Source organism: Nocardioides sp., assembly GCF_036503465.1.
Taxonomy (GTDB): Bacteria; Actinomycetota; Actinomycetes; order Propionibacteriales; family Nocardioidaceae; genus Nocardioides.
The window spans coordinates 12,796-36,345 of the sequence record NZ_DASXWU010000100.1; the positions used below are offsets into that span (position 1 = coordinate 12,796).

The window sequence follows — 23,550 nt, forward strand, 5'->3', positions numbered from 1 at the left end:
CCGGGGCCCGAGGGCGTAGAGGGGTCAGGGACGCCAGTCGGCCGGGGGATCCTCACCGACCCGGCCGTCCACCGCTTCGCGCAGCAGGTCCAGGTGGCCGGTGTGCCGGCCGTACTCCTCGAGCAGGTCGAACAGGATCCGCCGGAGGCTGGCCCGGCTCCCGTCGTCGAGGGTCACGCCCGAGTCACCGTCGAGCCCGCGGTCGTCGATGGCGGCGCGGATGGTGGCCCGCGAACGGGCGACGGCCGCGTCGTAGGCGGCGTAGAGCTCCGCCGGGGCCTGTCCGGCGGCCGCTGTGAACTCCCAGTCGTCGTCGCTGTCCCAGTTGTTGTCGTCCCAGGCCGGTGGCATCCGGTGCCCGGCGATCTTGACCGCCGACGCGTAGTCCTCCTGGACGGCGAGGTGGTTGAGCAGTCCACCGACCGTGAGGGAGGAGGTCGGCATCGACGTGCGGAGCTGCTCGTCGTCCAGGCCGTCGGCCTTCCAGCGGAACGTCGCGCGGAGGCGGTCGAGCGAGCCGAGGACGTGCTCGACCTCGGTGCCGGCGAACGGGGGTTCCCAAGGCGGGAAGGCGTCGTCGTCCTCGGGCGGCGCGGAAGGGGGGGTGGTCATGCCGTCGACGTTAGAGTGCCTTCCGGACGTTTCTCTTCCGGATACCGAGGCAGCCTGTGGTCGTGCACGATGCGAGCCCCGCCGCGCGGGCGTTGCTGCTCCTGGAGATGATCCAGAACGCGCCGGGCATCTCCGCCGACCGCCTGGCCGACCGCCTCGGGCTCTCGGACCGGGCCGTCCGACGCCACGTCGGCATCCTCCGCGAGGCCGGCATCCCGGTCGAGTCGACGCGGGGCAGGTACGGCGGGTACCGGATCGGTCGCGGTCTGCGCCTGCCGCCGCTGATGTTCACCCCGACCGAGGCCCTGGGCCTGGTGATGGCCGTGCTCGAGGGTCACCCGGCGGCGGAGGACGAGCCGGTCGGCCAGGCGCTCGGCAAGATCGTGCGGGCGCTTCCCGAACCGCTGGCTCGCCCGGCGGACGCCGTACGCCGGGTGCCCGCGCGTGGCTGGCACGTGGTCGTCCCGGACGTGGAGATCACCCTGCAGCTGGTGCAGGCCTCGGACGAGGGGCGCCGGGTCCGGCTGCGTTACGGCCACGACCCCGGCGCCGGGGACGGCCGCGAGTGGGACGTCGAGATCGACCCCTGGGCCGTCGCGGTTCGCCACCGGCGCTGGTACCTCCTCGGCTGGTCGCACGACAAGGACGCCCGCCGGGTGCTCCGCGTCGACCGGGTGCGCAAGGTCGACGTCCTGCCTCAGCGCTTCGACGTCCCGGCCGGCCTCGACGCGCTGTCGGCGGTCGAGGAGCAGCTGTCGATGGGCTGGAGGTACACCGTCGAGGCGCTGATCGACGCACCACTGGAGGAGTGCCGCCACTGGCTGCCGCGCAGCTTCGGGCGCCTCGAGGAGGTCGACCCGAGCACGACCCGGCTGGTCGCGACGACCGACGAGCCGGAGTGGTACGCCGCCCAGCTCGGCAACCTCCCGATGCCGTTCCGGCTGGTCGGCTCACCCGAGGTCCGTGCGGCGATGGCCGACCTGGGACGACGGCTCCTGGCGGCCTCCGACGAGTGAGGGCTCGGTCAACCGGCGAGCAGTGCCCCGCCGTTGACGTGGAGGACCTGGCCGGACACGTGCCGACCGGCGGGTGACATCAGGTGTGCCACCAGCCCGGCGACGTCCTCGGGGCGTCCCGCCCGGCCGGTGAAGGTCTCGCCGAGCAGTCGTTTCCGCCTCTCCGGCGTCATCGAGGTCCCGAAGAACTCCGTGTCCTCGGTGTAGCCCGGAGCCACGACGTTGGCCGTGACGGCACGGGGTCCGAGCTCGCGAGCCAGGTCGCGGATCCACGGGGTCAGCGCGGCCTTGGCCGCGCCGTACGCGCCGCCGCCCCGGCTCCCGGCGATGGAGCCGAGGGCCACGATCGCGGCCCCGTCGACCAGTCCGCCGCGGAGCACCTCGACGGTGAGCACGGCCGTCATCACGTTCATCCGCCAGGACGCGTCCCACGACCCGGCCACCCCGGCAAGCCCCGGCTCCGGGGACGACGGGGCGACGCCACCGGCGACGAGAGCCACGCCGCCGACGGGGTGATCGGAGACCGCCTCGGCAAGCCGGTGGGCTCCCTCGGGCGTCGACAGGTCTGCGTCCACGAGCAGGGGAGGGGAGGCGACGTCCAGCCCCGATGCCGTCGCCTCCAGAGCGTGGAGCCGACGACCGACCAGCACCAGCGTCTCCGGCCGGTCGGCCAGGGCGCGGGTGACGGCGCGTCCGATCCCCGATCCGGCGCCGGTCACGACGAGAACTGGGTCGGAGTCGTGTGAGGGCATGAAGGCATTTTAGCGCTAAACTGTCTCTGTGCCGGCGGCCCGGGGAGACGAGGTGAGGGAGATCCTCGCGGCCTGGCAGCGCGAACGTCCCGGGGACGACGTGTCGTCGATCCTCGTCGTCACCCCGATCTGGCGCCTCGCCGCGGCGCTGCAACGTGCGCGGGCCGGTGCGTTGGCCGGTTTCGGCCTGGACCAGAGCCGTCTGGACGTCCTCGGAGCGCTGCGGAGGGCCGGTACGCCGTACCGGCTGACGGCCGGCGAGCTCACCCGACGGTGCCGCGTCACGCCGGGCGCCACGACCCAACGGGTGCAGCGGCTCGAGCAGCACGGGTACGTCGCGCGGGTGCGCGACGAGGACGACCGGAGAACGGTGTACGTCGCGTTGACGCCCGGTGGCTCCGCCAAGCTGGACGAGGTGTTCGCAGCCGTGCTGGCCGCCGACGAACGGGTCCTGGCTCCGCTGTCGCGCCGCGACCGCTCGGCCTTGGAGAGGATCCTCGGCGGTTGGCTAGCGGCGGCGGGGCTGGACGCCACGACGTCCGCGCTCGACGAGGGCCATGGCACGATGACGACGTGACCAGCGGCGCCACCGAGGAGCAGCGACGGAACGACCTCGTCCTGCTGCGTCGGGTGCGGGACCGGATCGACCGGGAGTACGCGCAACCGCTGGACGTCGAGGCGCTGGCGCGCGGCGTGCACATGTCGGCCGGACACCTCAGCCGGGAGTTCAAGCGTGCGTACGGCGAGCCGCCGTACTCCTACCTGATGACCCGGCGGATCGAGCGCGCGATGGCACTGCTGCGGCGCGGTGACCTCAGCGTCACCGAGGCCTGCTTCGAGGTCGGCTGCTAGTCACTGGGCACGTTCAGCACCCGGTTCACCGAGCTGGTCGGGGTCTCGCCCAGCGTCTACCGCGAGCAGGCGACCGGCGGTCGGGCGGAGACCCCGTCGTGCATCACCAAGCAGGTCACTCGGCCGATCCGGACGAGATCGATCAGGAACGGAGAAGCACCGGCACCCAGCCGGCCCTAGCGTGGCGCCATGGACATCACGATTCACTCCAGCTTCCTGCCGCAGACCGACCCGGAGGAGTCCCTCGCCTTCTACCGCGACGCGCTCGGTTTCGAGGTGCGCCTCGACGTCGGCCAGGGGACCATGCGTTGGCTCACCGTCGGCCCACCGGACCAGCCGGACACCAACATCGTCCTGCACCCGCCGGCCGTCGACCCGGGCATCACCGACGACGAGCGGCGCACGGTCACCGAGATGATGGCCAAGGGAACGTACGGCGTGCTGCTCCTGGCCACAGCGGACGTGGACAAGACGTTCGAGGAGGTCGCCGGGCACGACGTGGAGGTCGTCCAGGAGCCGACCGACCAGCCCTACGGCATCCGCGACTGTGCCTTCCGGGACCCGGCCGGGAACCTGGTCCGCATCCAGCAGCGCCCCTAGCCGGTCCTGATGTGCCATCCCGGACTCGATCCGGCGGTGCGGTGCGCCGCCACCACGGGTCCTCGCCAGATGCCCACCGCGCGTCACCCGGCCGTCGAACCCGCCGCGGACCACCTCACGCTCGACGTCCACGACACCGCGTCGCCACCGTCGCCACCGTCGCCACCGTCGCCACCGTCGCCAGCGTCGCCAGCGTCGCCAGCGTCGCCGGAGGTGCTCGAGCGGGAGCCCGCCCCGGCATGAGGACCGCATGACGCGGGCGGCGGGACTCGTCCCGGCTGCCTACCGACCGGCGCTCGCCCACCGGACCTTCCGGCGGCTGTTCCTCGGCCTGGCCGGCTCCTACCTCGGGGACGGCATGAGTTTCGTGGCGGTCGCCTGGCTGGCGATCGAGCTGGCTCCGCAGCACACGGGACTCTGGGTCGGCGCCGCGGTCGCCGCGTACACCCTGCCCGGCGCGCTCGGCGCCCTGCTGCTCGGTCGCTGGCTCCGCAGGCTGCCCGCGCCGCGGGCGTTGCTCGCCGACAACGTGCTGCGCGCGGTCTTCCTGGGGGCCGTGCCACTCCTGTGGGCCGGCGGGCTGCTCGACCCCACGACGTACGTCGTGCTGCTCGCCGTCTCGTCGCTCCTGCACGCCTGGGGGAGCGCGGCGACGTACACCCTCCTGGCCGACCTGATGCCCTCCGAGCACCGGCTGGCCGCGAACACCCTGGTCAGCACGCTCACCTTCGCCGCGACGATCGCCGGGCCGGCGGTGGCCGGCGTCCTGGTATCGTCCGTCAGCGCGTCGTACGTCCTGGGGCTGGACGCGCTGAGCTATCTCTTCCTGGCCGGCATCATCGTGCGAACGTCGTGGCCGACTGCACAGTCGGCCGACCCGGTGGACCGAGCCGCCGCCCGCGGTGGCCTCGCCCTGCTCCGCGGGCAGCCGGCGCTGCTCGGCCTGCTCGCGCTGACCTGGATCTTCAACCTGCTCTACGGACCAGTTGAGGTCGCCCTGCCGCTGCACGTCACCGACGACCTGCACGCCTCCGGCTCGCTGCTCGGCCTCTACTGGGCGCTGTTCGGTGTCGGCGCGGTCGCGGGCGGCCTCGCGGTCGGCGCCCTGCGCCAGCTGCCGCTCTGGCCGGTGACACTGGCGATCGCGGTCGGCTGGGGGCTGTCCCTGGTGCCGTTCGGCCTCCACGCCCCCACGGCACTCACGGTCGCCTGCTTCACGATCGGCGGTGCGATCTACGGGCCGTTCGTGCCGCTCTCGGTCACTCTGATGCAGGCCGAGTCTCCGCCGGAGCACCTCGCCTCGATGCTCGCCGCGCGCAGCGCGGCGCTGCTGACGGCGTCACCCCTGGGCACAGCGCTGGGCGGTCCGATCACGGCCGCTCTGGGGCCTCGGGCGACGCTGGGTGGCTCGGGGCTGGCCACAATGGCCCTCGCAGGCGTCGCCGCCCTGGTGCTCGCCTCGAGGAAAGGAGACCGATGAGTCCGCGTGATGCGACTCCGCACCCCGCCGACAGCCACGACCTGATCCGGGTCACCGGCGCGCGGGTGAACAACCTGCGGGACGTGAACGTCGAACTGCCCAAGCGCCGGCTGACGGCGTTCACCGGGATCTCGGGGTCGGGCAAGAGCTCGCTGGTGTTCGGCACCATCGCCGCGGAGTCGCAGCGGCTGATCAACGAGACCTACAGCGCCTTCGTGCAGGGTTTCATGCCGTCCCTGGCGCGGCCCGACGTGGACGTGCTCGACGGGCTCACCACGGCGATCATCGTGGACCAGGAACGGCTGGGCGCCGATGCGCGGTCGACGGTCGGCACCGCGACGGACGCCCACGCGATGCTGCGCATCCTGTTCAGCCGGCTGGGGGAGCCGCACGTCGGCCCACCCACGGCGTTCTCCTTCAACGTCCCGACGCGGATCGCCAGTGGAGCGCTCGAGGTGGAGAAGGGCCGGGGTGAGCGCAAGGTCGTCCGCAAGCAGGTCTACCTCGGCGGCATGTGCCCACGCTGCGAGGGCCGGGGGTCGGTCAACGACCTGGATCTGACCGCCATCTACGACGACTCCAGGTCCCTGCGCGAGGGTGCTCTGCTCGTCCCGGGCTACAGCATGGACGGCTGGTACGGCCGGATCTTCGGCGGCAGCGGCTTCTTCGACATGGACAAGCCGATCGCGACGTACTCACCGCGCGAGCTCGAGGACCTCCTCTACAAGGAGCCCACCAAGATCAAGGTCGACGGCATCAACCTCACCTACGAGGGCGTGGTCACCAAGATCCAGAGGTCGATGCTGTCCCGCGACGTCGACTCCCTGCAGCCGCACGTGCGCGCCTTCGTCGAGCGCGCGGCCACGTTCCGGACGTGCCCCGACTGCGACGGCACCCGGCTCACCCAGGAGTCCCTGTCGTCGAGGATCCACGGGGCCAACATCGCCGAGCTGTGCTCGATGGAGATCCGCGACCTCGCGGAGTGGCTGCGGGAGCTGGATGCGCCGTCGGTGGCACCGCTGCTCCGGGCCCTGGGCGAGACGCTGGACTCGTTCGTGGAGATCGGGCTCGGCTACCTGTCGCTCGAGCGCCCCTCGGGATCACTCTCCGGCGGCGAGGCCCAGCGGGTGAAGATGATCCGGCACCTCGGGTCGTCGCTCACCGACGTCACCTACGTGTTCGACGAACCCACCATCGGCATGCACCCGCACGACATCCAGCGAATGAACGACCTGCTGCTCCGGCTCCGGGACAAGGGCAACACCGTCCTCGTCGTCGAGCACAAGCCGGAGACGATCGCGATCGCCGACCACGTCGTCGACCTCGGCCCGCGGGCCGGCAGCGAGGGCGGCCGGATCGTCTTCGAAGGCACCGTCGAGGGGCTGCGGGCCAGCGACACCGTCACCGGCCGCCATCTCGACGACCGGGCGTCGCTGAAGGACGCCGTCCGGGAGCGGACGGAGGTGCTCGAGGTACGCGGCGCCCGCACGAACAACCTGCAGGACGTCGACGTCGACGTCCCGCTCGGGGTGCTGACCGTGATCACCGGGGTCGCCGGGTCGGGCAAGAGCTCGCTGATCCACGGCTCCCTCTCCGGCCGCGAGGGCGTCGTGACGGTCGACCAGAGCGCGATCCGGGGCTCCCGCCGCAGCAACCCGGCGACGTACACGGGGCTCCTGGACCCGATCCGCAAGGCGTTCGCGAAGGCCACCGGCACCAAGCCCGCGCTGTTCAGCGCCAACTCGGAGGGCGCCTGCCCGAGCTGCAACGGCGCCGGGGTGATCTACAGCGACCTGGCGATGATGGCCGGGGTCGCGACGCCGTGCGAGGCGTGCGAGGGCAAGCGGTTCCAGGCCGACGTCTTGGAGTACACCTTCGCCGGCAAGGACATCAGCGAGGTGCTCGCGATGTCGGTCGACGAGGCGACATTGTTCTTCGGCGAGGGCGAGGCGAGGGTCCCGGCCGCGCACAAGGTGCTGGAGCGGCTGGGGGACGTCGGCCTCGGTTATGTCAAGCTGGGACAGCCGCTGACGACGCTCTCCGGCGGGGAGCGCCAGCGGCTGAAGCTGGCGAACCACCTGGGTGAGAAGGGCGCCGTCTACGTCCTCGACGAGCCCACCACGGGCCTGCACCTGGCCGACGTCGCCCAGCTGCTCGGGCTGCTGGACCGGATCGTCGACTCCGGCAGGTCGGTCGTCGTGATCGAGCACCACCAGGCGGTGATGGCCCACGCCGACTGGATCATCGACCTCGGCCCGGGCGCCGGTCACGACGGCGGCCGCGTGGTGTTCGAGGGAACGCCGGCCGACCTGGTGGCGTCCCGTTCGACGCTCACCGGACAGCATCTCGCGGCGTACGTCGGCGGATGACGACACCGAATTCCCCGCTCAAGCGGGGAACTCAGCACTGGTTGGCCCAGATTTCCCACTACAAGTGCGGAAGTCCCCGCTCGAGCGGGGAATTCGCCGGAGAGCACTTGAGGCGAGCGCTTCGCCGATAACCGACATTATGTCAAGTCACGCTCGGAGACCGGGACGCGGACGGCGCCCCCCTTCTCGATCCGTCCCATGACCGGTGACACGGCCCGGCCCAGTCTCTTCTGACGACACGCGGGTTTGCGTGGGGCGGCGATGCGAGCAAAGGTGGGATGGGTCCTGCCAGCAATCGACGAAGGAGAGCACCGTGCTCACCCTCACGGAGAACGCCAGCACGATCGTCAAGGACATCGCCGCCCAGCAGGGCGGGTCGGAGTCCACCGGTTTGCGGATCAGCAGCGAGGACCCCCAGCAGGGTCTGATGGTGACCGCGGCCCAGCAACCTCATCCTGGAGACCAGACAGTCGAGTCGCACGGCGCCGTCGTGTACCTCGACCCCCCGGCCTCCGAGCAGCTCGACGACCAGATCCTCGACGCCTCGGTCGACGACGCTGGTCGGGTGCAGTTCGCGCTCGCACCGCAGACCTGAGCGGAGACGTTCCGCCGCGACGGAGTCGCCACGGGACGGCCGCAGCGAACGACCCCGGTGCCCACGTGGCCCCGGGGTCGTCGCATCTCGTCGGCTGTCGTCGGCGGCCGCGGCTCAGCCGAGGCCCACGAGCTCGCGGCCCCGGTCGATGAGGTCGTAGCGGAACGTCGCCCAGATGACGACCGCGGCCCCGACCAGACCGAGGACCGTGACCACCGTGGTGTGGACCGGCTTCTCCTTCGCCAGGGCCCAGGCCTCCGCCCCGCGCACCCGCACCGGGTGCAGCCAGCGGCGCGCGAACTCGAACTCCAGGGACCACAGCCACAACCCGAGCAGGATCGGCGGGATGGTCAGAGGCCCGGGAAGCACGATCAGCACCAGGCCGGTGATGATCAGCAGGAGCCCGGCCACGAAGAGCCCCACTCGCCGCAGCGTCCGGGACATGGGCCGAACGGGTCAGCCGAGAGCCGCGACGGCGGCGTCGTAGTCGGGCTCGGTGCCGATGTCGGGCACCACCTGGGTGTGGAGCACCGAGCCGTCCGTGTCGACCACCACCACCGAGCGCGCGAGCAGGCCGCGCATCGGACCGTCGGTCATCGTGACGCCGTAGTCGGTACCGAAGCTGGACCGGAACGCGGAGCCGGTCACCACGTTCTCGATGCCCTCGGCACCGCAGAACCGGCGCATCGCGAAGGGCAGGTCTGCCGAGACGCACACCACGACGGTGTCGTCGAGAGAGGCCGCCAGCGCGTTGAAGTGGCGTACCGAGGCCGCACAGGTCTTGGTGTCCACGCTCGGGAAGATGTTCAGCACCACCCGGGAGCCCTTGAAGGTGTCGGACGAGACGTCGGAGAGGTCCTGGCGGGTCAAGGTGTACGCCGGCGCAGCGTCGCCGACGGAGGGAAGGTCTCCCACGGTGTGGACAGGATTGCCGTGCAACGTCGCGGTAGCCATGGTCACTGTCTAGCAGGTCCGACAACAGCCCCGGCCGCCGGATCGTCACCGCTCGCCTCCTATTCTCGAGGCCGTGCCGCAACGTCGTTCTCTGCCGGTGGTCGCCGCCGTGCTTCTCCCCCTCGTCCCGCTGCTCGTGGCGTGCGGTGGCGGCTCGTCCAGCACCACCGCGCGAGACGCGGCAGCGGATTCGCCCAGCGAGAGCCAGAGCAGCACGACGAGCAACGTGTCCTGCGACTACCCCGATGCCCCGCAGGGGAAGACCGGTGACGCGAGCAAGCCGCCGACCACGCCCGACGTCCAGGGCAAGGTCTCGGTGACCCTGAAGACCACCATCGGCGACCTCGGAGCCACGCTCGACGCGGACAAGACCCCGTGCACGGTCAACTCGTTCGTGTCGCTGGCCCGCCAGGGGTTCTTCGACAACTCCCCCTGCCACCGGCTCACCACCGCCGAGAGCGGCATCTTCGTGCTTCAGTGCGGTGACCCGACCGGGACCGGTACGAGCGGGCCGGGTTACACGATTCCCGACGAGCTCACCGGCAAGGAGACCTACGGCCCCGGGACCGTGGCGATGGCGAAGACCCAGCAGCCCGACAGCGGTGGGTCCCAGTTCTTCATCGTCTACCGGAACACTCCGCTGCCACCGCGGTACACCGTCTTCGGCCAGCTGGACGCGGCCGGGCTCAAGGACGTCCAGAAGGCGGCCCGGCAGGGGTCCGACAACGCCTTCGGTCCGGGCGACGGCCATCCCAAGGTCTCGGTCACCATCGACAGCGTTACGACCGGGTGACCCACCGGGCAGGTCAGACCTCCCGGTAGTCGATCGCCGTGCCGAGCTGAAGGGTGCGCCCGACCGTGCACAGCCGGTCGGCGCTCTGCTGGATCGAGCGCGGCAGCACCTCCCGTGCTCGGTCGCCGGCCTCCCCTTCCGGGAACCTGACCGCGAGCGTAACCTGGAGATCGACCAGGTGCGACCCATCGTCGTCGCGGACCTTGTGGCCCTCGACATGCACGTCGAACGAGTCGGGCTGAGCCCGCTTGCCGGTGATCAGTCCGACGTCGATGGCCGTGCAGCCGGCCAGCGCCGCCAGCAACAGCTCCACAGGCGTGAAGTCGGGGTCGTCTCCAGAGCCGATCGGCAGCACTCCCCCGCGGCCGTTGACCGCCTTGTAGCGACCTTCACCGATCTGCGTCAGGTCCAGCTGCCGCAGGGAATCCTCGCTCATGGTCCCCAAAATAGACGGCCCCGGCCCCACCGGGTCGGTGGAGCCGGGGCCACTCCCCTGGCTCAGCCGCGGCGTGACCGGCGGGTACGCCGGGCCGCTCGCGCCTCGCGTCGGATGGTGCGTACGGCTCGCAGATGAGTCAGGTCCCGATCGGACGGAACCCGGCTCTCCACGAGTCCACCCATCAGGTACATCTGCGTGCTCATGTCGATCACCTTCTCGACCCTCGCGGGCCGTTCGTCTGGGGTTGAACTGTCATGACCTCTCAGGCAGACATGACCCTTACATTCTAGGCCAGGCGGAGGCTGTGACCCGACCGGATACGCCGTGATGTCCGACACCGCATGACCACCCCGCGCCGCGCTCCCCGCTCGGCGAGGGACGCGGCCGGGCGACGTGCTCGGACCGGCCTCAACGGACCACCACCGGGAGGTACCGCGATCCGGTCAGGACCTTGCCCGCCGGAGCCGTGGTCGTCCTCACGCGCACCACGTGCCGCTTGCCGAACGCCAGGAACTGGATCTGTGCCTGGTCGTTGCGCACCAGGTTGTGGACCGCGTTCTCGATCTTGGCGAACGAGCCGAGACCGCCGCGCTCGAACGGGTAGGGGTACCCGCCGGAGACGTCGATCTCGCCGTCCAGGCCCCGCGCCTTGGCCGGGACCGCGATCTGGAACCTGCGGGTCTTGCCGTTGGTGAAGACCAACCGCAGCTTGGCGGTCCTGCCCGCCCTGACGAGGGCCGGGTGGCGACGGGTCACGTTGACCCAGGAACCCGCGCGCCGCTGCTGCACGCCGTCGATCTTGAGCCTCGAGGTGTTGTCGTTGACGTCGGAGTGGACGTCGACGGAGTCCACCGTGACGCTCTTCAGCCGGGTGAGCAGGTACAGCAGGTCCGGCACGTCGTACGACGCCCCGTCGGCGATGCTGTACTTGTCGGCGTAGACGTTGCCGCCGGTGAGGGTGAACGGCTCTCCGGCCACGTCGCCGGTGATGGTCCATGTCTGCTGCTCTCCGCCGGGGCCGTAGGAGTCGAGCAGCGCCTGGTGGTTGGTGGCCAGCTCGTAGTACGCCGCCTCGGCGGCCGCGTCGCGGAACTGGACGTCGGTCTCCCCGGTCCGGCTGTCCCCCTGGTAGGCGACGGTCGAGGTGATCGGCATGCTCGCCGGGACGGTGCCGAGCGGCCCGGAGACACCCGTCATCCGGTCCTGGTCGATCGTGCCGAGCAAGGTGCCGACGTTGGCGACCTTGAAGGACGAGCCGAGCGGGTCCTTCTGGACGTACAGCGTGTCCGCGCCGGCCAGGCCGTAGGTGGTCTGCCCGAGGAAGTTCATCGGGTGGCCGAAGCCGACCAGGCGGTCGTTGCAGACCGAGGTGATCGTGCCGAGACCGCCGATGGTGATGTCTCCCGTCGACATCGTCGCGACCATGTTCCCGCCGGCGATCATGTCCAGCGGGGACGACTCGGTGGCGGTGTGCCCGGCGGCCGACACGCTCTTGCTGAGGTAGGGCCGCGTGCGCGCCCCGTCCACCGTCCGCTGCGAGACACCGGCCGCGACCACAGGCGCCGCGAGCTCGCGGAAGCCCTCCTCGGCCTGGGTGGAGGTCAACGACGAGCTGCGTGCGATGAGGTGCGCGGACTCGGTGGGGACGCGCACGGTCTGGGGCAGCTGACCGGCGTACTTGTCCATGTCCTCCCACGGCGTGATGCCCGCGATCGGGGTCTGGCCCCACGCGAGGGTGTAGGAGACGGCGCCGATCAGGCTGCCGTCCTCGGCATACACCGGTGACCCGGACATGCCTGCCCAGATGCCCGCGTCGTCGATGGCGGGCGAGCTGAGCTGGGCCATCACCAGGTCGACGCCGGGTTCGACACCGTCGGTGATCACGCCGAGCACGGTCCCCGTGAACGGCGACGGCGTGACGCCGCTGTCGACCGTGAGGCCGGTGACGGACTGGCCCTTGGTGATGTTCGCGACCGGGTACGCCGTGTCGCAGGTGCCCGTGGCAGCCTGGGACGGCGTCGCCAGCACCGTCGTCCCGGCCAGGCACAGCCCGGTCGTCACGGCGGTCGCGACCGCCGCCCGGGCCCGAGAGATGGATGACTTCATGTGCGTGCCTCTCTAGAGGTCGCCTCCCCCGTGAGAGGCGCGTGTGTTGCCCGAATGGACGCGCCGATCAGGCGTTTGGTTGCGCGCTGGAACGACGGGTTCATCCGGAGCGGACATAGGCTGGCTCCGTGACCGACCTGGCGCGGCGAACCGGCCCGGTGTCCCGACTGCGTGTCATCGAGTCGCTGCCGGCCGGCGACGAGGAGCACGAGGACCGGGTCGCCGCCGAGGAGCCGCTGGAGATCCGGATCGCGTGGCCCGGCGCGGAGCCGCGCCGCGCCTGGGTGACCATGCGGACACCCGGCCACGACTTCGAGCTGGCGGCAGGGTGGGCCTTCCACGAGGGACTGATCGGGCCCGATGACCTGACCGAGGTCGCCTACTGCACGGACGAGGACCTGGCGCCGGAGCAGGAGTTCAACGTCGTCACGCTGCGGGCGTCGAGAGCCGTCGACCTGGCCCACCGCCACGACGCCATGTCCACCGGGTCGTCGGCGTGCGGCGTGTGCGGAAAGGACAGCATCGAGGCGGCGTTGTCGACCGTCCGCGGTCCGCGGTGGGACGGTCCGCCGCCCCGGCCGGACGTCGTACGACGGCTCCCCGCGCTGCTGCGGGAGGAACAGTCCGTGTTCGCCACCACGGGTGGAGTGCACGCGGCGGGCCTCTTCACCGCCGACGGCGACCGGCACGTCGTACGCGAGGACGTGGGGCGGCACAACGCCGTCGACAAGGTCACGGGGGCCCGGCTGCTCGCCGCTCGACCCGTGGCGGACGCGTACCTGGTCGTCAGTGGCCGCGCCGGCTTCGAGCTGGTGCAGAAGGCCGTGACGACCGGTGTCGGGTCCCTGGTGGCGGTGGGCGCCCCGTCGTCGCTGGCCGTCCACCTCGCGCGTGAGGCGGGACTCGGGCTCTTCGGGTTCACCCGCGAGGAGCGCACGGTCCGCTACGCCTGACGTCGATGGGCGCGCCCCGCCGGCAGGATCCGCCTGTGCTGTCGAATCCCGATCCGTTCGCTCGACGCATGGGTGACTGCTGCTGAGGAGGAACCATGAGCAAGCTCCGGTGTCACATCTCGATCTCGTTGGACGGATTCGTCGCCGGCCCGCGTCAGAGTGCGGAGAACCCGCTCGGCGAGGGTGGTGAGCGCCTGCACGACTGGGTGTTCCCGCTGGCTGCGTGGCGCGAAGCCCATGGCCAGCACGGTGGTGAGGTCAACGAGAGCTCACGGATCATCGAGGAGTCGCGCCAGAACATCGGCGCCGCCGTGATGGGCCGGAACATGTTCGGCCCGGTCGGTGGTGGCCCCTGGGGTGACGAGCAGTGGACGGGCTGGTGGGGCGACAACCCGCCGTACCACTATCCCGTCTTCGTCCTCACCCATCACCCACGTGGACCTCTCGAGCTGGAGGGAGGCACCACCTTCCACTTCGTCACCGAGGGGATCGAGTCCGCGCTCGACCAGGCGAGGAAGGCCGCCGCGGGCAAGGACGTGATGCTGTGGGGTGGCGCGCAGGTCGTGAACGAGTACCTGGCGGCGGGTCTGCTCGACGAGCTCGAGCTCCACGTCGTTCCCATCCTGCTCGGGGGTGGCGCTGGGCTCTTCGAGGGTCTCGGGCACACCGACGTTCAGCTCGAGCAGGTCCGTGCCGTCCCAGCCCCCGGCGTCACGCATCTCAAGTACCGCCTCGGGACGTGACCCCGGCCGGGAGACGTGCCTGGTAGAACGCACGTTGAGAGCGCCGTGACATCGAAGGATTCCGCATGCAGAACGGGTGGAGCGCGAGCTCGCCGGGCCGCGTCAGTCGGTCCCCACCGGGGACGTCCCACCCCAGTCCTCGGGAGCCAGGTCGGCGATCGCCTGGGTGAACGTCCACCGGTGCCCTCCCGGGTCCTGCACCGTGTACTGGCGTTCCCCGTACGGATAATCGGTCGGCGGGCTGAGCACGGTCGCTCCACCCTGCCGAGCGCGCTCGTGATGTGCGTCGACGTCGTCCACTTTGACCATGACGGCGTGGCATCCAGGTGCATCGCCGTGCGGTGCAGCGCGGCCGTATTCAGCATCGGCATCGGCGAGGATGACCACTCCGTTGCCGAAGGCGATCCGGGCACGGTGATCACCGGCACGCCACACTTCGGTGAAGCCGAAGGTCCCGCACAGCCAGCCGATCGCCGACCCGACGTCGGCGTACACGAGTTCTGGCACCACGCTGGCAGAGCCGGTCGTGCGGTTGATCACCGCGATCACTCTTCCTTCGAGATCCGCTGCTGAAGCACGCTAACCGGCAACAGTTCCAAACGGAACGGAGATCCCGGACCGGACGTCCTACGTGGTGGGCAACGCTGCCGCGGAAGGGAGCATCGTGGGCACAGCACGCGGGCACCGGGTGTTCGCGGCCCGAGGTCTGATCCCGGCTTCCATCCTCGTCTCGACGGCGGCATGCGCACCCGCATCACACAGTGTGTCATCCAGGCGACAGGGCCAGACTGCCCCGCTCAGTTGCGCTACGACGGGACGACGTACACCGCGTTTCAGCGCTACCGCTTCACCCACGAGCAACCAACCGAGCTGGGATCTGCGACGCCGGTGTGCACTGGGACCACCATCACTGCTGGCGGCCCCCGTCACCATCTGGTCCCTTCCCGGCGAGCGACCCGCCGACGTCATCGGAAGGCGTGTGTACCCCGAGCGCTTCGTCGTCTACGTCGCAGATTCGGTCAGGCGTTCCGACCGGGCCAGAATCCTTGCGCGGCTGTGGCCAGGACCCGATGACTGGAAGGGCGCGGCGCATTCAGCAGGCCCGTTCATGTCAGCGACGACACGGGCGGGGGCGTCCTCTCGCCGGGCCCTGCGCCGCAAGCCACGTGGCCGTGGCCACGCGGTAGCTGGACGGGGATAGGCCGTGGATGCGTTTGAAGGCGGCGCTGAGTGAGCAGGGGTTGGCGTAAGCGGCGCCCGCGGCGATCGCGTCGAGCGGGAGCTCGCTCGCTGCCAGGAGGTCGACGGCGAGTGCAAGGCGCCACTTGGTCAGGTAGGTGAGTGCAGGCGGGTGAGACGGGCCCTTCGCGGACCCGGTTCAGTCGTCGTGCCGGTGCTCGTCCGCCCAGACCCGAACGTCGCGGAAGTCGATGACCGCAAGGTGCGCTGCGACGACAAGCTGAGCCAGCTTGCCGCTGCTCACCTCCCAGATGTCTTCGATGATCGTCTCCGAGGGTGACGGCTCGCCGTAACAGTCGTGCCAGGCCAGGTCGAGCAGTGCCAGTGCATCCAATGCGGCATCGGCATCCTTCCCGAAGACTTCGATGGCGCGCCCGCTCCTCGCTCTCCTACGGTCCGAACTGCTCGTCACCATGCGCGGAGTCTGTCATCCCGACTACCGCTCAACGGCGTGGGTACGCCGCCTTGTCGGCGTTCGAACCTAGGTTCGACCCGTGCGCATCCTCCACACCTCCGACTGGCACCTGGGACGCTCGTTCCACCGGGTCGGCATGCTCGCGCACCAGGCGGCGTTCGTCGACCACCTGCTCGAGGTCGTGGCCTCGGAGCAGGTCGATCTCGTGGTCGTCGCGGGAGACGTCTACGACCGCGCACTCCCTCACGTAGACGCCGTACGCCTCGCCGACGAGACCCTGGCGCGCCTGGCGTCCTCCCGAGCGCGTGTGGTCCTCACCTCGGGCAACCACGACTCCGCCCAACGGCTGGGCTTCGGCTCGCGGTTGATCGACGCCGCCGGAGTCTTCCTGCGCACGGACGCCTCCTCGGTCGGTACGCCGGTGCTGCTCGACGACGAGCACGGTCCGGTGGCCGTCCACGGCATCCCCTACCTCGACCCGCAGGCACTGCACGAGCCCTGGGACCTCCCCGCGCGCACCCACGAGGCCGCCCTGACCGAGGCGATGCGCCGGGTGCGCGCCGACCTCGAGGCACATCCCGTCCGCTCGGTGGTCCTCGCCCACGCCTTCGTCGCGGGCGGCCTCCCCAGCGACTCGGAGCGCGACATCAGCGTAGGTGGGGTGTCGGTGGTGCCGGCTTCGCTCTTCGACGGCATCTCCTACACGGCGCTCGGCCATCTGCACGGCCGCGCCGCGCTGGGTGAGACCCTCAGGTACAGCGGCTCGCCCCTGGCCTACTCCTTCTCCGAGGCCGGGCACACCAAGGGCAGCTGGTTGGTCGACCTCGGGCCGCGAGGAGTGACCGCCACGACGTTCGTCGAGGCGCCGGTGCCGCGCCGGCTGTCGACGATCACGGGCGACCTCGAGACGCTCCTGACCGACCCACGACTCGACGCCGGCGAAGGCCACTGGATCCAGGCGACCCTCACCGACGCCGTACGCCCCGACCGGCCCATGGAACGGCTCCGGGCGCGCTTCCCGCACGCGCTGGTGCTCTCGTTCGCGCCCGCGGGCGAGCCGGCGGCCTCGGCCGTGGCCCACGCCCCCCAGGGGCGCAGCGACCACCAGGTCGCTGTCGACTTCGTCGAGGCCATGCGCGGCGCCCCGGCCACCGACGACGAATCGGCACTGCTGCTGCGCGCGTGCGACGCGTGCGCCGACGACTCGGACGCCGACATGCTGGTCACGAGCGGCGGCGGCTGATGCGGCTGCACCACCTGTCCGTGACCGCCTTCGGCCCGTTCGTCGAGACCGCCGAGGTCGACTTCGACGCGCTGTCCGATGCCGGGCTCTTCCTGCTCTCGGGGGCCACGGGCGCCGGCAAGTCCAGCGTCCTCGACGCCGTGTGCTTCGCCCTGTACGGCGCGGTGCCCGGCGACCGTCAGCACGCCGGCCGCCTGCGCTCCGACCAGGCACCGGTGACGCTGGCACCGTCGGTGAGCCTCGACCTCACCCTCGACACCCGACGCTTCCGGATCGTCCGCTCCCCCGCCTGGCGCCGCCCGAAGAAGCGCGGCGACGGCACCACCCCGGCCCAGGCGAGGGTCACCGTCAGCGAGCGCATCGCCGGCGAGTGGGTCCACCTGACCAGCCGCCTCGACGAGGCCGGCGACCTGGTGTCCGGGCTGCTGGGGATGAACCTCGACCAGTTCTGCCAGGTCGCCCTTCTCCCCCAAGGAAACTTCCAGGCGTTCCTGCGGGCCAAGCCGGACGAACGGCAGCGGCTGCTCGCCCGGCTGTTCCACACCGGACGCTTCGAGCGGGTCGAGGGCTGGCTCCGAGACCATCGACTCTCCGTGCGGCGCGGCTCCGACGAGCACACGCAGGTGGTCGTCGACCTGCTCAGCCGGGTCTCCGAGTCGGCCTCGACCCCGGTCCCCGACACACTCAGTGACGTCGCGGGCGCAGCGAACCAGGGTTCGCTGTCGGCCTGGGCGCGTGCGGTCCGCGACGGCGCCGCCCTCCGACGTACGACGGCGGGCGAGGCGTGCGCGGCGGCCACCGAGGCCGAACGCTCGGCGCGCGAGGCCGTCGAGGCCGCTCGCGCGCTGGCGTCCTCCCGTGCCCGCGTGGTCGAGGCCGCCGAGGTGGTCGAGCGTCTGGACGCGTGCACGGAGGCACACATGGCGGACCGCGCACGACTCGAGCGGGGCCGACGGGCCGCCACGCTGCGGCCTCTGGTCCGGCTCACCGACGACCAGCGGAGAGCGCTCGGCGACATCTCGGCGGCCGCCGATGCGTCACGCGCCGACATCATTGCCGAGGGCGTCGACCCCGACGACCTGCCGGGCGAGCTCGAGCGCGTCACGCATGCCCTGGCCGGCCTCACGGCACTGCTGCCGGCGCAGCAACGTCTGGTCGAGCTCCAGGGGCAGGCGTCGGCGAGTGCCGAGTCGCTGGCCCGGCTGGAGGACGACGAGCGACTGGTGGCAGCCGAGGCCCAGGCAGCCGGCGCGCGCACCACCGAGCTGGAGACCGCGCTCGCCGAGACCGAGGTCTCCCCGGACGCACTGGCCGAGGCCGAGCGTGCCGTCGGTGCCTTGGAGAGCATCGTCGCCGCTCATCAGCAGGTGGCGCGGCTGGTCCCGGAGCTCGATGCCGTCGTGGTCGAGCACGACGCATCGGTACGCCGCGTGCTCGACGCGCGCGAACGGCTCCTCGACCTCAGGGAGCGCCGGATCGCCGGCATGGCCGCGGAGCTCGCGGGCGGTCTGGCGGTGGGTGACGACTGTCCGGTGTGCGGCTCTCTCGACCACCCGCGGCCGGCCTCGGCGATCTCCGGGCACCCCGACGCGGAGGCCGAGCGCCTCGCCCAGCACGAGGTCGACGACGCCCAAGCCGCCGAGCATGCCCTGGACCTCAGAGTCCGCGAGCTCGATGCAGCGCTGCAGAACGCCCGGCGTACCACCAGTGAGGGCGAGGCGTCCGTGGCCGCCCGGGGCCTCGCCGAGGGACGCGGCGCGCTTGCCGAGCTGAGGACCGCTTCCGACCGGCACGCAGACCTGGCCACGCGGATGTCGGCGACCCGCGCGCGTTCGGCCGAGCTCGCAGAGTCGGCCGCGAAGCACCGCGTACGCCGTGCCGAGCTCACCACCGCTGTGGAGCACGTCCGGGCCCAGACCGATCGGCTCGCCGCCACCGTGGAGGAGGCGCGCGGCGAGCATCCCGACCTCGACGAGGCCGTCGCCGAGCTGGAGGCCCGCCGCGAGCTGGTGCGGAGAGCCCACGGCGAGGCCATCCGACGAGCGTCGGCGGCATCGGCGCTCGCGGACGCCGAGACGGCCCTGGCCCGGGCCGCCCTGGAGGCGGGGTTCGACCAGCCCGACGACGTCCGGGCCGCCGAGGTCCCGGCTCGCGAGCTCGCCGATCTGGAACGCCGCATCCGCGAGCACGACTCCGCGTTGGCCGCGGCCCGCTCGGTGCTCGACGAGCCCGACGCCTGGGCGTTGCTCACCAGCCCGGACCCCGATCTCGCGGGGTGCGAGGAGCGGCACGGCGCCGCCCTGGAGACGCTCGAGCGGGCCAGGGCCGCCGACGCGCAGGCCACCCGCACCGACGCCCGCGTGCAGCGCCTCACCGACGAGCTCGAAGCCGCCCTGGCCGCCTGGGCGCCAGTCCGCGAGGAGCTGCGGCTGGCGACCGCCGTCTCGTCGTTCGCCGAGGGCAAGGCCCCGGACAACCGCCTGCAGATGCGGCTGTCGGCGTACGTCCTCGCCTACCGCCTCTCCCAGGTGGTGGCCGCCGCCAACGCCAGGCTGGCCGGGATGAGCGACCAGCGCTACTCCCTGGAGCACGTCGGCCGCCGCGGCGCCGGCGAGACGCGCGGGGGGCTCAGCCTCGTGGTCCGCGACGACTGGTCGGGCGAGTCACGCGACCCGGCAACCCTGAGCGGCGGTGAGACGTTCGTGGTCTCTCTGGCGCTCGCTCTGGGCCTGGCCGACGTGGTGGCGCACGAGGCGGGCGGCGCCGATCTGCAGACACTGTTCGTCGACGAGGGGTTCGGCTCCCTCGACGCCGAGACGCTCGACGACGTCCTCGACATCCTCGACACGCTCCGCGAGAACGGCCGTGCGGTGGGCGTCGTGAGTCACGTCGTCGAGATGCGCGACCGCATCCCCACCCAGCTCGTCGTCCGCAAGGCGCGGTCGGGGTCCACCCTCAACGTCGTCGGGGGGCCAGGCTAGGTTCGGGCCATGTTCGGTCTCGACCCCGGTTTCACCGCACTCCCCTACCGCCCCCTGGGCGACGCCGCGTTGCAGCGCGCCCGCGAGCTGGGTGCCGGACATGCCGACTTCAGGTTCGAGCGGGTGCGGTGGCAGGACGTCCGGGTCCGTGACGGTGCGCTCCAGGGGGCCGCCGACGACGAGGACCTCGGGTTCGCGGTCCGGGTGATCCACGGCGGTGCGTGGGGATTCGCATCGGGCGTCCACCTCACCGTCGACGAGGCGGTGCGGGTCGCCGAGACCGCGGTCGAGGTCGCGAAGGTCTCGGCCGCGCTGACCACCGTGCCGGTCGAGATCGCCCACGAGCCGGCGTACGACGACGTCACCTGGGTCTCGTCCTACGTCACGGACCCGTTCGAGGTCTCGCTCCACGACAAGACAGCGGTGCTGGTGGACTGGACCGCGCGGCTGCGGAGCCACGGCGCGGTCCAGCACGCGACCGCCGAGGTGCTGCAGGTCCACGAGAACAAGTACTACGCCGACCTCGCCGGCACCCGCACCACCCAGCAGCGCGTGCGGCTGCTGCCCACGTTCACGGCGATGGGGTCGCACGACCGCCGCGGCATCTTCGACGACATGACCTCGATCGCGCCTCCGGCCGGCCGGGGCTGGGAGTACGTCGCGGGGACGGCCGCCGAGGGCGCGTGGGACTGGGACGCCGAGCTCGCCGAGGTGCCGGACCTGCTCGCCGAGAAGCTCGCTGCCCCGACGGTCGAGGCCGGCACCTACGACCTGGTGATCGATCCGTCCAACCTCTGGCTCACCATCCACGAGTCGATCGGTCATGCCACCGAGCTCGACCGCGCCCTCGGCTACGAGGCCAACTACGCCGGCACCTCGTTCGCCACCATCGACAAGCTCGGCACGCTGCAGTATGGCTCCCCCGTCATGCACGTCACGGGCGACCGCACCGTCGAGCACGGCCTGGCCACGATCGGGTACGACGACGAGGGGGTCGCCACCCAGAGCTGGGACATCGTCAAGGACGGCGTGCTCGTCGGCTACCAGCTCGATCGGCCGATGGCGCACCTGCATCCCGAGCTCAACGCCGGGCGTTCCAACGGGTGTGCGTACGCCGACTCTCCCGGCCACATCCCCATCCAGCGGATGGCCAACGTGTCGCTGCAACCGGCCGCCGACGACACCACGACCGAGGACCTGATCGGCCGGGTCGAGCGCGGTCTCTACGTCGTCGGCGACAAGTCCTGGTCGATCGACATGCAGCGCTTCAACTTCCAGTTCACGGGCCAGCGGTTCTACGCCATCCGCGACGGCGAGCTCTCGGGCCAGGTCCGTGACGCGGCGTACCAGGCCACGACGACGGACTTCTGGGGGTCGATGGAGGCCGTCGGCGGCCGCGACACCTGGGTCCTGGGCGGCGCCTTCAACTGCGGCAAGGCGCAGCCGGGCCAGGTGGCGTCGGTGAGTCACGGCTGCCCGACCGCGCTGTTCCGCGGGGTGCGGATCCTGAACACCGACGACGAGGGAGCGCACTGATGGCCGCGACCGCCACCGTCCAGGAGCTCGTCGAGCACGCGCTCGCGGTCTCGACCGCCGACGACTGCATCGCGATCGCCCACCACACGACCAGTGCCAACCTGCGCTGGGCCAACAACACGCTGACCACGAACGGCGCGATGCGGAGCGTCGACCTCGCGGTCGTGTCGTTCGTGCGACAGCCGGGTGGTCCCGCGGCAGGCTCGATGGCGGGCAGCGCGGCGACGCCCGAGCAGGTCGAGGCGCTGGTGGCCGCCGCCGACGCGGCGGCCCGCGCGGCCGACCCCGCGACGGACGCGCAGGACCTGGTGACCGGCGCCGTCACGCCGCGGTGGGACGAGCCGCCGGTCGAGACCGACGTCCACGTGTTCGACAGGTTCGCGCCCGCGCTCGGCGAGGCGTTCGGCCGTGCCCGGGAGGGCGGGCGCGTGCTCTACGGGTTCGTCGACCACCGCATCACCACGACGTACGTCGCCTCCACGTCCGGACTCCGGCTGCGGCACGTCCAGCCCACCGGTCACTACGGGTTCACCGGCAAGACCGCCGACCTGACCAACAGCGCCTGGGTCGGCGGCGCGACCCGCGACTTCGCAGGCGTTGACGCGCTGGCGCTCGAGGCCGAGCTCGAGCGCCGTCTCGGCTGGGGCAGCCGACGCGTCGACCTGCCGGCCGGGCGCTACGACACGATCCTGCCGCCGACGGCGGTGGCCGACCTGATGATCGACGCCTACTGGTACGCCGGGGCGCGCGACGCCCACGACGGACAGTCGGTGTTCAGCCGTCGCGGCGGCGGCACGCGGATCGGCGAGCAGGTCGCCCGGTCGGACGTGACGCTGGCCTCCGACCCGGCGTACCCCGGGCTCGAGTGCTCGCCCCACGTCGTCACCTCCTCCTCCGGCGACGACCGCTCGGTCTTCGACACGGGGCTGCCCCTGTCTCGCACCGACTGGATCGGCGGCGGCACGCTCTCGGCCCTCCGCCAGACCCGGGAGACCGCCGGGCTCACCGGCCAGCCCGTGACGCCGGCGATCGACAACCTGGTGCTCGACGTCGACGGGTCGACCGGCTTCCTCGAGGATCTCGTGGCCGGCACCGAGCGCGGTCTGCTGCTGACCTGTCTGTGGTACATCCGCGCGGTCGACCCGCAGACCCTGCTGTTGACCGGGCTCACCCGTGACGGCGTCTACCTGGTCGAGGGCGGCGAGATCACCGGCGCCGTCAACAACTTCCGCTTCAACGAGAGCCCCGTCGACCTGCTGCGCCGGTTCAGCCACGCCTCGGCGACCGTGCCGGCGTTCAGCCGCGAGTGGGGCGACGACTACTTCTCACGCACGGCCATGCCCGCGCTGCGGGTGCCCGACTTCAACATGTCGAGCGTCTCGCAGGCCAGATAGGGCTCACTCGCTCGTGTCCGGGGTTTCGGCGAACGCCTCGGGAGACGGGCACGAGCAGACCAGGTGGCGGTCGCCGTACGCCTGGTCGATCCGTGAGACGGGCGGCCAGTACTTGTCGGGATCGGGGCCGGTCGGGAACGCCGCGAGCTCCCGCGGGTAGGCCCGGTCCCAGTCGCCGACGATCGCGCGCGTCGTGTGCGGAGCCCCCCGGAGCGGCGACTTGTCGACGCTCCACTCCCCCCGCTCGATCTGCTCGATCTCCGCACGGATCGCCAGCATCGCGTCGCAGAAGCGGTCGATCTCGGCGAGGTCCTCGGACTCGGTCGGCTCGACCATCAGCGTGCCCGCGACCGGGAACGACATCGTCGGGGCGTGGAAGCCGTAGTCGATGAGGCGCTTGGCGACGTCGTCCACCGTCACGCCCGACGACTTGGTCAGCCCGCGCAGGTCCAGGATGCACTCGTGGGCGACCAGCCCG

The 23,550-nt window shown here is 71.5% G+C and carries 23 protein-coding genes and 2 pseudogenes; 14 read left to right on the forward strand and 11 right to left on the reverse strand.

What is annotated here, in order from left to right; all coding sequences use genetic code 11:
- Positions 1–24 precede the first annotated feature (24 nt).
- Positions 25–612: a DUF664 domain-containing protein gene (locus VGK78_RS18750; RefSeq protein WP_331529258.1), complete on the reverse strand. Its 588-nt coding sequence runs from the start codon at positions 610–612 to the stop codon at positions 25–27.
- Positions 613–674: 62 nt separating this feature from the next.
- On the opposite strand from VGK78_RS18750, the gene VGK78_RS18755 reads away from it, so the two are divergent.
- On the forward strand, positions 675–1,628 hold the full coding sequence (locus VGK78_RS18755; RefSeq protein WP_331529259.1) for a helix-turn-helix transcriptional regulator: 954 nt from the start codon (positions 675–677) through the stop codon (positions 1,626–1,628).
- An 8-nt stretch (positions 1,629–1,636) separates the two neighbouring features.
- Here VGK78_RS18755 and VGK78_RS18760 read toward each other — a convergent pair whose 3' ends face one another.
- On the reverse strand, positions 1,637–2,380 hold the full coding sequence (locus tag VGK78_RS18760) for an SDR family oxidoreductase (protein WP_331529260.1): 744 nt from the start codon (positions 2,378–2,380) through the stop codon (positions 1,637–1,639).
- 52 nt (positions 2,381–2,432) lie between these two features.
- Here VGK78_RS18760 and VGK78_RS18765 point away from each other — a divergent pair, with 52 nt between their 5' ends.
- The 6 genes and pseudogenes from VGK78_RS18765 to VGK78_RS18790 all read left to right on the forward strand — a co-directional run bounded on the left by VGK78_RS18765 (position 2,433) and on the right by VGK78_RS18790 (position 8,276).
- Positions 2,433–2,957: a MarR family transcriptional regulator gene (locus VGK78_RS18765; protein ID WP_331529261.1), complete on the forward strand. Its 525-nt coding sequence runs from the start codon at positions 2,433–2,435 to the stop codon at positions 2,955–2,957.
- Positions 2,954–3,412, forward strand: a pseudogene (locus VGK78_RS18770) (helix-turn-helix transcriptional regulator). Before VGK78_RS18765 ends, VGK78_RS18770 begins: the two are co-directional and overlap by 4 nt.
- Positions 3,413–3,421: 9 nt before the next feature.
- Positions 3,422–3,832: a VOC family protein gene (locus tag VGK78_RS18775; protein WP_331529262.1), complete on the forward strand. Its 411-nt coding sequence runs from the start codon at positions 3,422–3,424 to the stop codon at positions 3,830–3,832.
- A 250-nt stretch (positions 3,833–4,082) separates the two neighbouring features.
- Positions 4,083–5,312, forward strand: coding sequence for an MFS transporter (locus VGK78_RS18780; RefSeq protein WP_331529263.1), 1,230 nt, complete (start codon positions 4,083–4,085; stop codon positions 5,310–5,312).
- Entirely contained in the window at positions 5,309–7,681 is a 2,373-nt protein-coding gene (locus VGK78_RS18785; protein ID WP_331529264.1) for an excinuclease ABC subunit UvrA, read from the forward strand. The genes VGK78_RS18780 and VGK78_RS18785 overlap by 4 nt, the downstream gene beginning before the upstream one ends.
- A 313-nt stretch (positions 7,682–7,994) precedes the next feature.
- The gene (locus tag VGK78_RS18790; RefSeq protein ID WP_331529265.1) at positions 7,995–8,276 is read left to right on the forward strand and encodes a Fe-S cluster assembly protein HesB; all 282 of its coding nucleotides are present in this window, start codon (positions 7,995–7,997) and stop codon (positions 8,274–8,276) included.
- 114 nt (positions 8,277–8,390) lie between these two features.
- On the opposite strand, the gene VGK78_RS18795 is transcribed toward VGK78_RS18790, so the two are convergent.
- A complete protein-coding gene (locus tag VGK78_RS18795) occupies positions 8,391–8,720 on the reverse strand; it encodes a PGPGW domain-containing protein (protein ID WP_331529266.1) in 330 nt (109 codons plus the stop codon).
- A gap of 12 nt (positions 8,721–8,732) precedes the next feature.
- Positions 8,733–9,230, reverse strand: a complete 498-nt coding sequence (gene tpx / locus VGK78_RS18800) for a thiol peroxidase (RefSeq protein ID WP_331529267.1) — start codon at positions 9,228–9,230, stop codon at positions 8,733–8,735.
- A gap of 73 nt (positions 9,231–9,303) precedes the next feature.
- On the opposite strand from tpx, the gene VGK78_RS18805 reads away from it, so the two are divergent.
- A complete protein-coding gene (locus VGK78_RS18805) occupies positions 9,304–10,023 on the forward strand; it encodes a peptidylprolyl isomerase (RefSeq protein ID WP_331529268.1) in 720 nt (239 codons plus the stop codon).
- A gap of 13 nt (positions 10,024–10,036) precedes the next feature.
- Here the strand turns inward: VGK78_RS18805 and VGK78_RS18810 are convergent, their stop codons facing one another.
- The 3 genes from VGK78_RS18810 to VGK78_RS18820 all read right to left on the reverse strand — a co-directional run bounded on the left by VGK78_RS18810 (position 10,037) and on the right by VGK78_RS18820 (position 12,568).
- On the reverse strand, positions 10,037–10,459 hold the full coding sequence (locus tag VGK78_RS18810; protein ID WP_331529269.1) for an OsmC family protein: 423 nt from the start codon (positions 10,457–10,459) through the stop codon (positions 10,037–10,039).
- 62 nt (positions 10,460–10,521) lie between these two features.
- The gene (locus VGK78_RS18815) at positions 10,522–10,665 is read right to left on the reverse strand and encodes a hypothetical protein (protein WP_331529270.1); all 144 of its coding nucleotides are present in this window, start codon (positions 10,663–10,665) and stop codon (positions 10,522–10,524) included.
- A gap of 205 nt (positions 10,666–10,870) precedes the next feature.
- Positions 10,871–12,568 carry a hypothetical protein gene (locus VGK78_RS18820; protein WP_331529271.1) on the reverse strand — a complete coding sequence of 566 codons (1,698 nt, stop codon included), beginning with the start codon at positions 12,566–12,568 and terminating at the stop codon, positions 10,871–10,873.
- A 128-nt stretch (positions 12,569–12,696) separates the two neighbouring features.
- Here VGK78_RS18820 and VGK78_RS18825 point away from each other — a divergent pair, with 128 nt between their 5' ends.
- Positions 12,697–13,521, forward strand: coding sequence for a formate dehydrogenase accessory sulfurtransferase FdhD (locus tag VGK78_RS18825; RefSeq protein ID WP_331529272.1), 825 nt, complete (start codon positions 12,697–12,699; stop codon positions 13,519–13,521).
- Between the two features lie 95 nt (positions 13,522–13,616).
- Positions 13,617–14,264, forward strand: a complete 648-nt coding sequence (locus tag VGK78_RS18830; protein WP_331529273.1) for a dihydrofolate reductase family protein — start codon at positions 13,617–13,619, stop codon at positions 14,262–14,264.
- Positions 14,265–14,366: 102 nt separating this feature from the next.
- On the opposite strand, the gene VGK78_RS18835 is transcribed toward VGK78_RS18830, so the two are convergent.
- The 3 genes from VGK78_RS18835 to VGK78_RS18840 form a co-directional block, all read right to left on the reverse strand.
- Complete coding sequence (locus VGK78_RS18835) at positions 14,367–14,813, reverse strand: VOC family protein (RefSeq protein WP_331529274.1); 447 nt, start codon at positions 14,811–14,813, stop codon at positions 14,367–14,369.
- Between the two features lie 562 nt (positions 14,814–15,375).
- Positions 15,376–15,597: a helix-turn-helix domain-containing protein gene (locus tag VGK78_RS20435; protein ID WP_414690710.1), complete on the reverse strand. Its 222-nt coding sequence runs from the start codon at positions 15,595–15,597 to the stop codon at positions 15,376–15,378.
- A 45-nt stretch (positions 15,598–15,642) separates the two neighbouring features.
- The gene (locus tag VGK78_RS18840; protein ID WP_331529275.1) at positions 15,643–15,918 is read right to left on the reverse strand and encodes a hypothetical protein; all 276 of its coding nucleotides are present in this window, start codon (positions 15,916–15,918) and stop codon (positions 15,643–15,645) included.
- A 79-nt stretch (positions 15,919–15,997) separates the two neighbouring features.
- On the opposite strand from VGK78_RS18840, the gene VGK78_RS18845 reads away from it, so the two are divergent.
- From VGK78_RS18845 to VGK78_RS18860, 4 genes are read left to right on the forward strand one after another with little or no spacing between them, the layout of a single operon-like run.
- Positions 15,998–17,161 (forward strand): exonuclease SbcCD subunit D, encoded by a 1,164-nt coding sequence (locus tag VGK78_RS18845; RefSeq protein WP_331529276.1) that lies wholly within the window; start codon positions 15,998–16,000, stop codon positions 17,159–17,161.
- The gene (locus VGK78_RS18850) at positions 17,110–20,142 is read left to right on the forward strand and encodes an SMC family ATPase (RefSeq protein ID WP_331529277.1); all 3,033 of its coding nucleotides are present in this window, start codon (positions 17,110–17,112) and stop codon (positions 20,140–20,142) included. Before VGK78_RS18845 ends, VGK78_RS18850 begins: the two co-directional genes overlap by 52 nt.
- A gap of 9 nt (positions 20,143–20,151) precedes the next feature.
- Positions 20,152–21,678 (forward strand): TldD/PmbA family protein, encoded by a 1,527-nt coding sequence (locus tag VGK78_RS18855; protein WP_331529278.1) that lies wholly within the window; start codon positions 20,152–20,154, stop codon positions 21,676–21,678.
- Complete coding sequence (locus VGK78_RS18860; protein ID WP_331529279.1) at positions 21,678–23,072, forward strand: metallopeptidase TldD-related protein; 1,395 nt, start codon at positions 21,678–21,680, stop codon at positions 23,070–23,072. The genes VGK78_RS18855 and VGK78_RS18860 overlap by 1 nt, the downstream gene beginning before the upstream one ends.
- Positions 23,073–23,075: 3 nt before the next feature.
- On the opposite strand, the pseudogene VGK78_RS18865 reads toward VGK78_RS18860, so the two are convergent.
- Positions 23,076–23,550, reverse strand: a pseudogene (locus VGK78_RS18865) (glycine dehydrogenase (aminomethyl-transferring)); the annotation flags it as partial.

Bases quoted from the DNA above. Each gene is read 5' to 3' on its own strand.
- VGK78_RS18750 (WP_331529258.1), bottom strand. From the start codon at position 612: ATGACCACCCCCCCTTCCGCGCCGCCCGAGGACGACGACGCCTTCCCG.
- VGK78_RS18760 (WP_331529260.1), bottom strand. From the start codon at position 2,380: ATGCCCTCACACGACTCCGACCCAGTTCTCGTCGTGACCGGCGCCGGA.
- VGK78_RS18775 (WP_331529262.1), top strand. From the start codon at position 3,422: ATGGACATCACGATTCACTCCAGCTTCCTGCCGCAGACCGACCCGGAG.
- VGK78_RS18780 (WP_331529263.1), top strand. From the start codon at position 4,083: ATGACGCGGGCGGCGGGACTCGTCCCGGCTGCCTACCGACCGGCGCTC.
- VGK78_RS18785 (WP_331529264.1), top strand. From the start codon at position 5,309: ATGAGTCCGCGTGATGCGACTCCGCACCCCGCCGACAGCCACGACCTG.
- VGK78_RS18795 (WP_331529266.1), bottom strand. From the start codon at position 8,720: ATGTCCCGGACGCTGCGGCGAGTGGGGCTCTTCGTGGCCGGGCTCCTG.
- tpx (WP_331529267.1), bottom strand. From the start codon at position 9,230: ATGGCTACCGCGACGTTGCACGGCAATCCTGTCCACACCGTGGGAGAC.
- VGK78_RS18810 (WP_331529269.1), bottom strand. From the start codon at position 10,459: ATGAGCGAGGATTCCCTGCGGCAGCTGGACCTGACGCAGATCGGTGAA.
- VGK78_RS18815 (WP_331529270.1), bottom strand. From the start codon at position 10,665: ATGAGCACGCAGATGTACCTGATGGGTGGACTCGTGGAGAGCCGGGTT.
- VGK78_RS18820 (WP_331529271.1), bottom strand. From the start codon at position 12,568: ATGAAGTCATCCATCTCTCGGGCCCGGGCGGCGGTCGCGACCGCCGTG.
- VGK78_RS18830 (WP_331529273.1), top strand. From the start codon at position 13,617: ATGAGCAAGCTCCGGTGTCACATCTCGATCTCGTTGGACGGATTCGTC.
- VGK78_RS18840 (WP_331529275.1), bottom strand. From the start codon at position 15,918: ATGGTGACGAGCAGTTCGGACCGTAGGAGAGCGAGGAGCGGGCGCGCC.
- VGK78_RS18855 (WP_331529278.1), top strand. From the start codon at position 20,152: ATGTTCGGTCTCGACCCCGGTTTCACCGCACTCCCCTACCGCCCCCTG.
- VGK78_RS18860 (WP_331529279.1), top strand. From the start codon at position 21,678: ATGGCCGCGACCGCCACCGTCCAGGAGCTCGTCGAGCACGCGCTCGCG.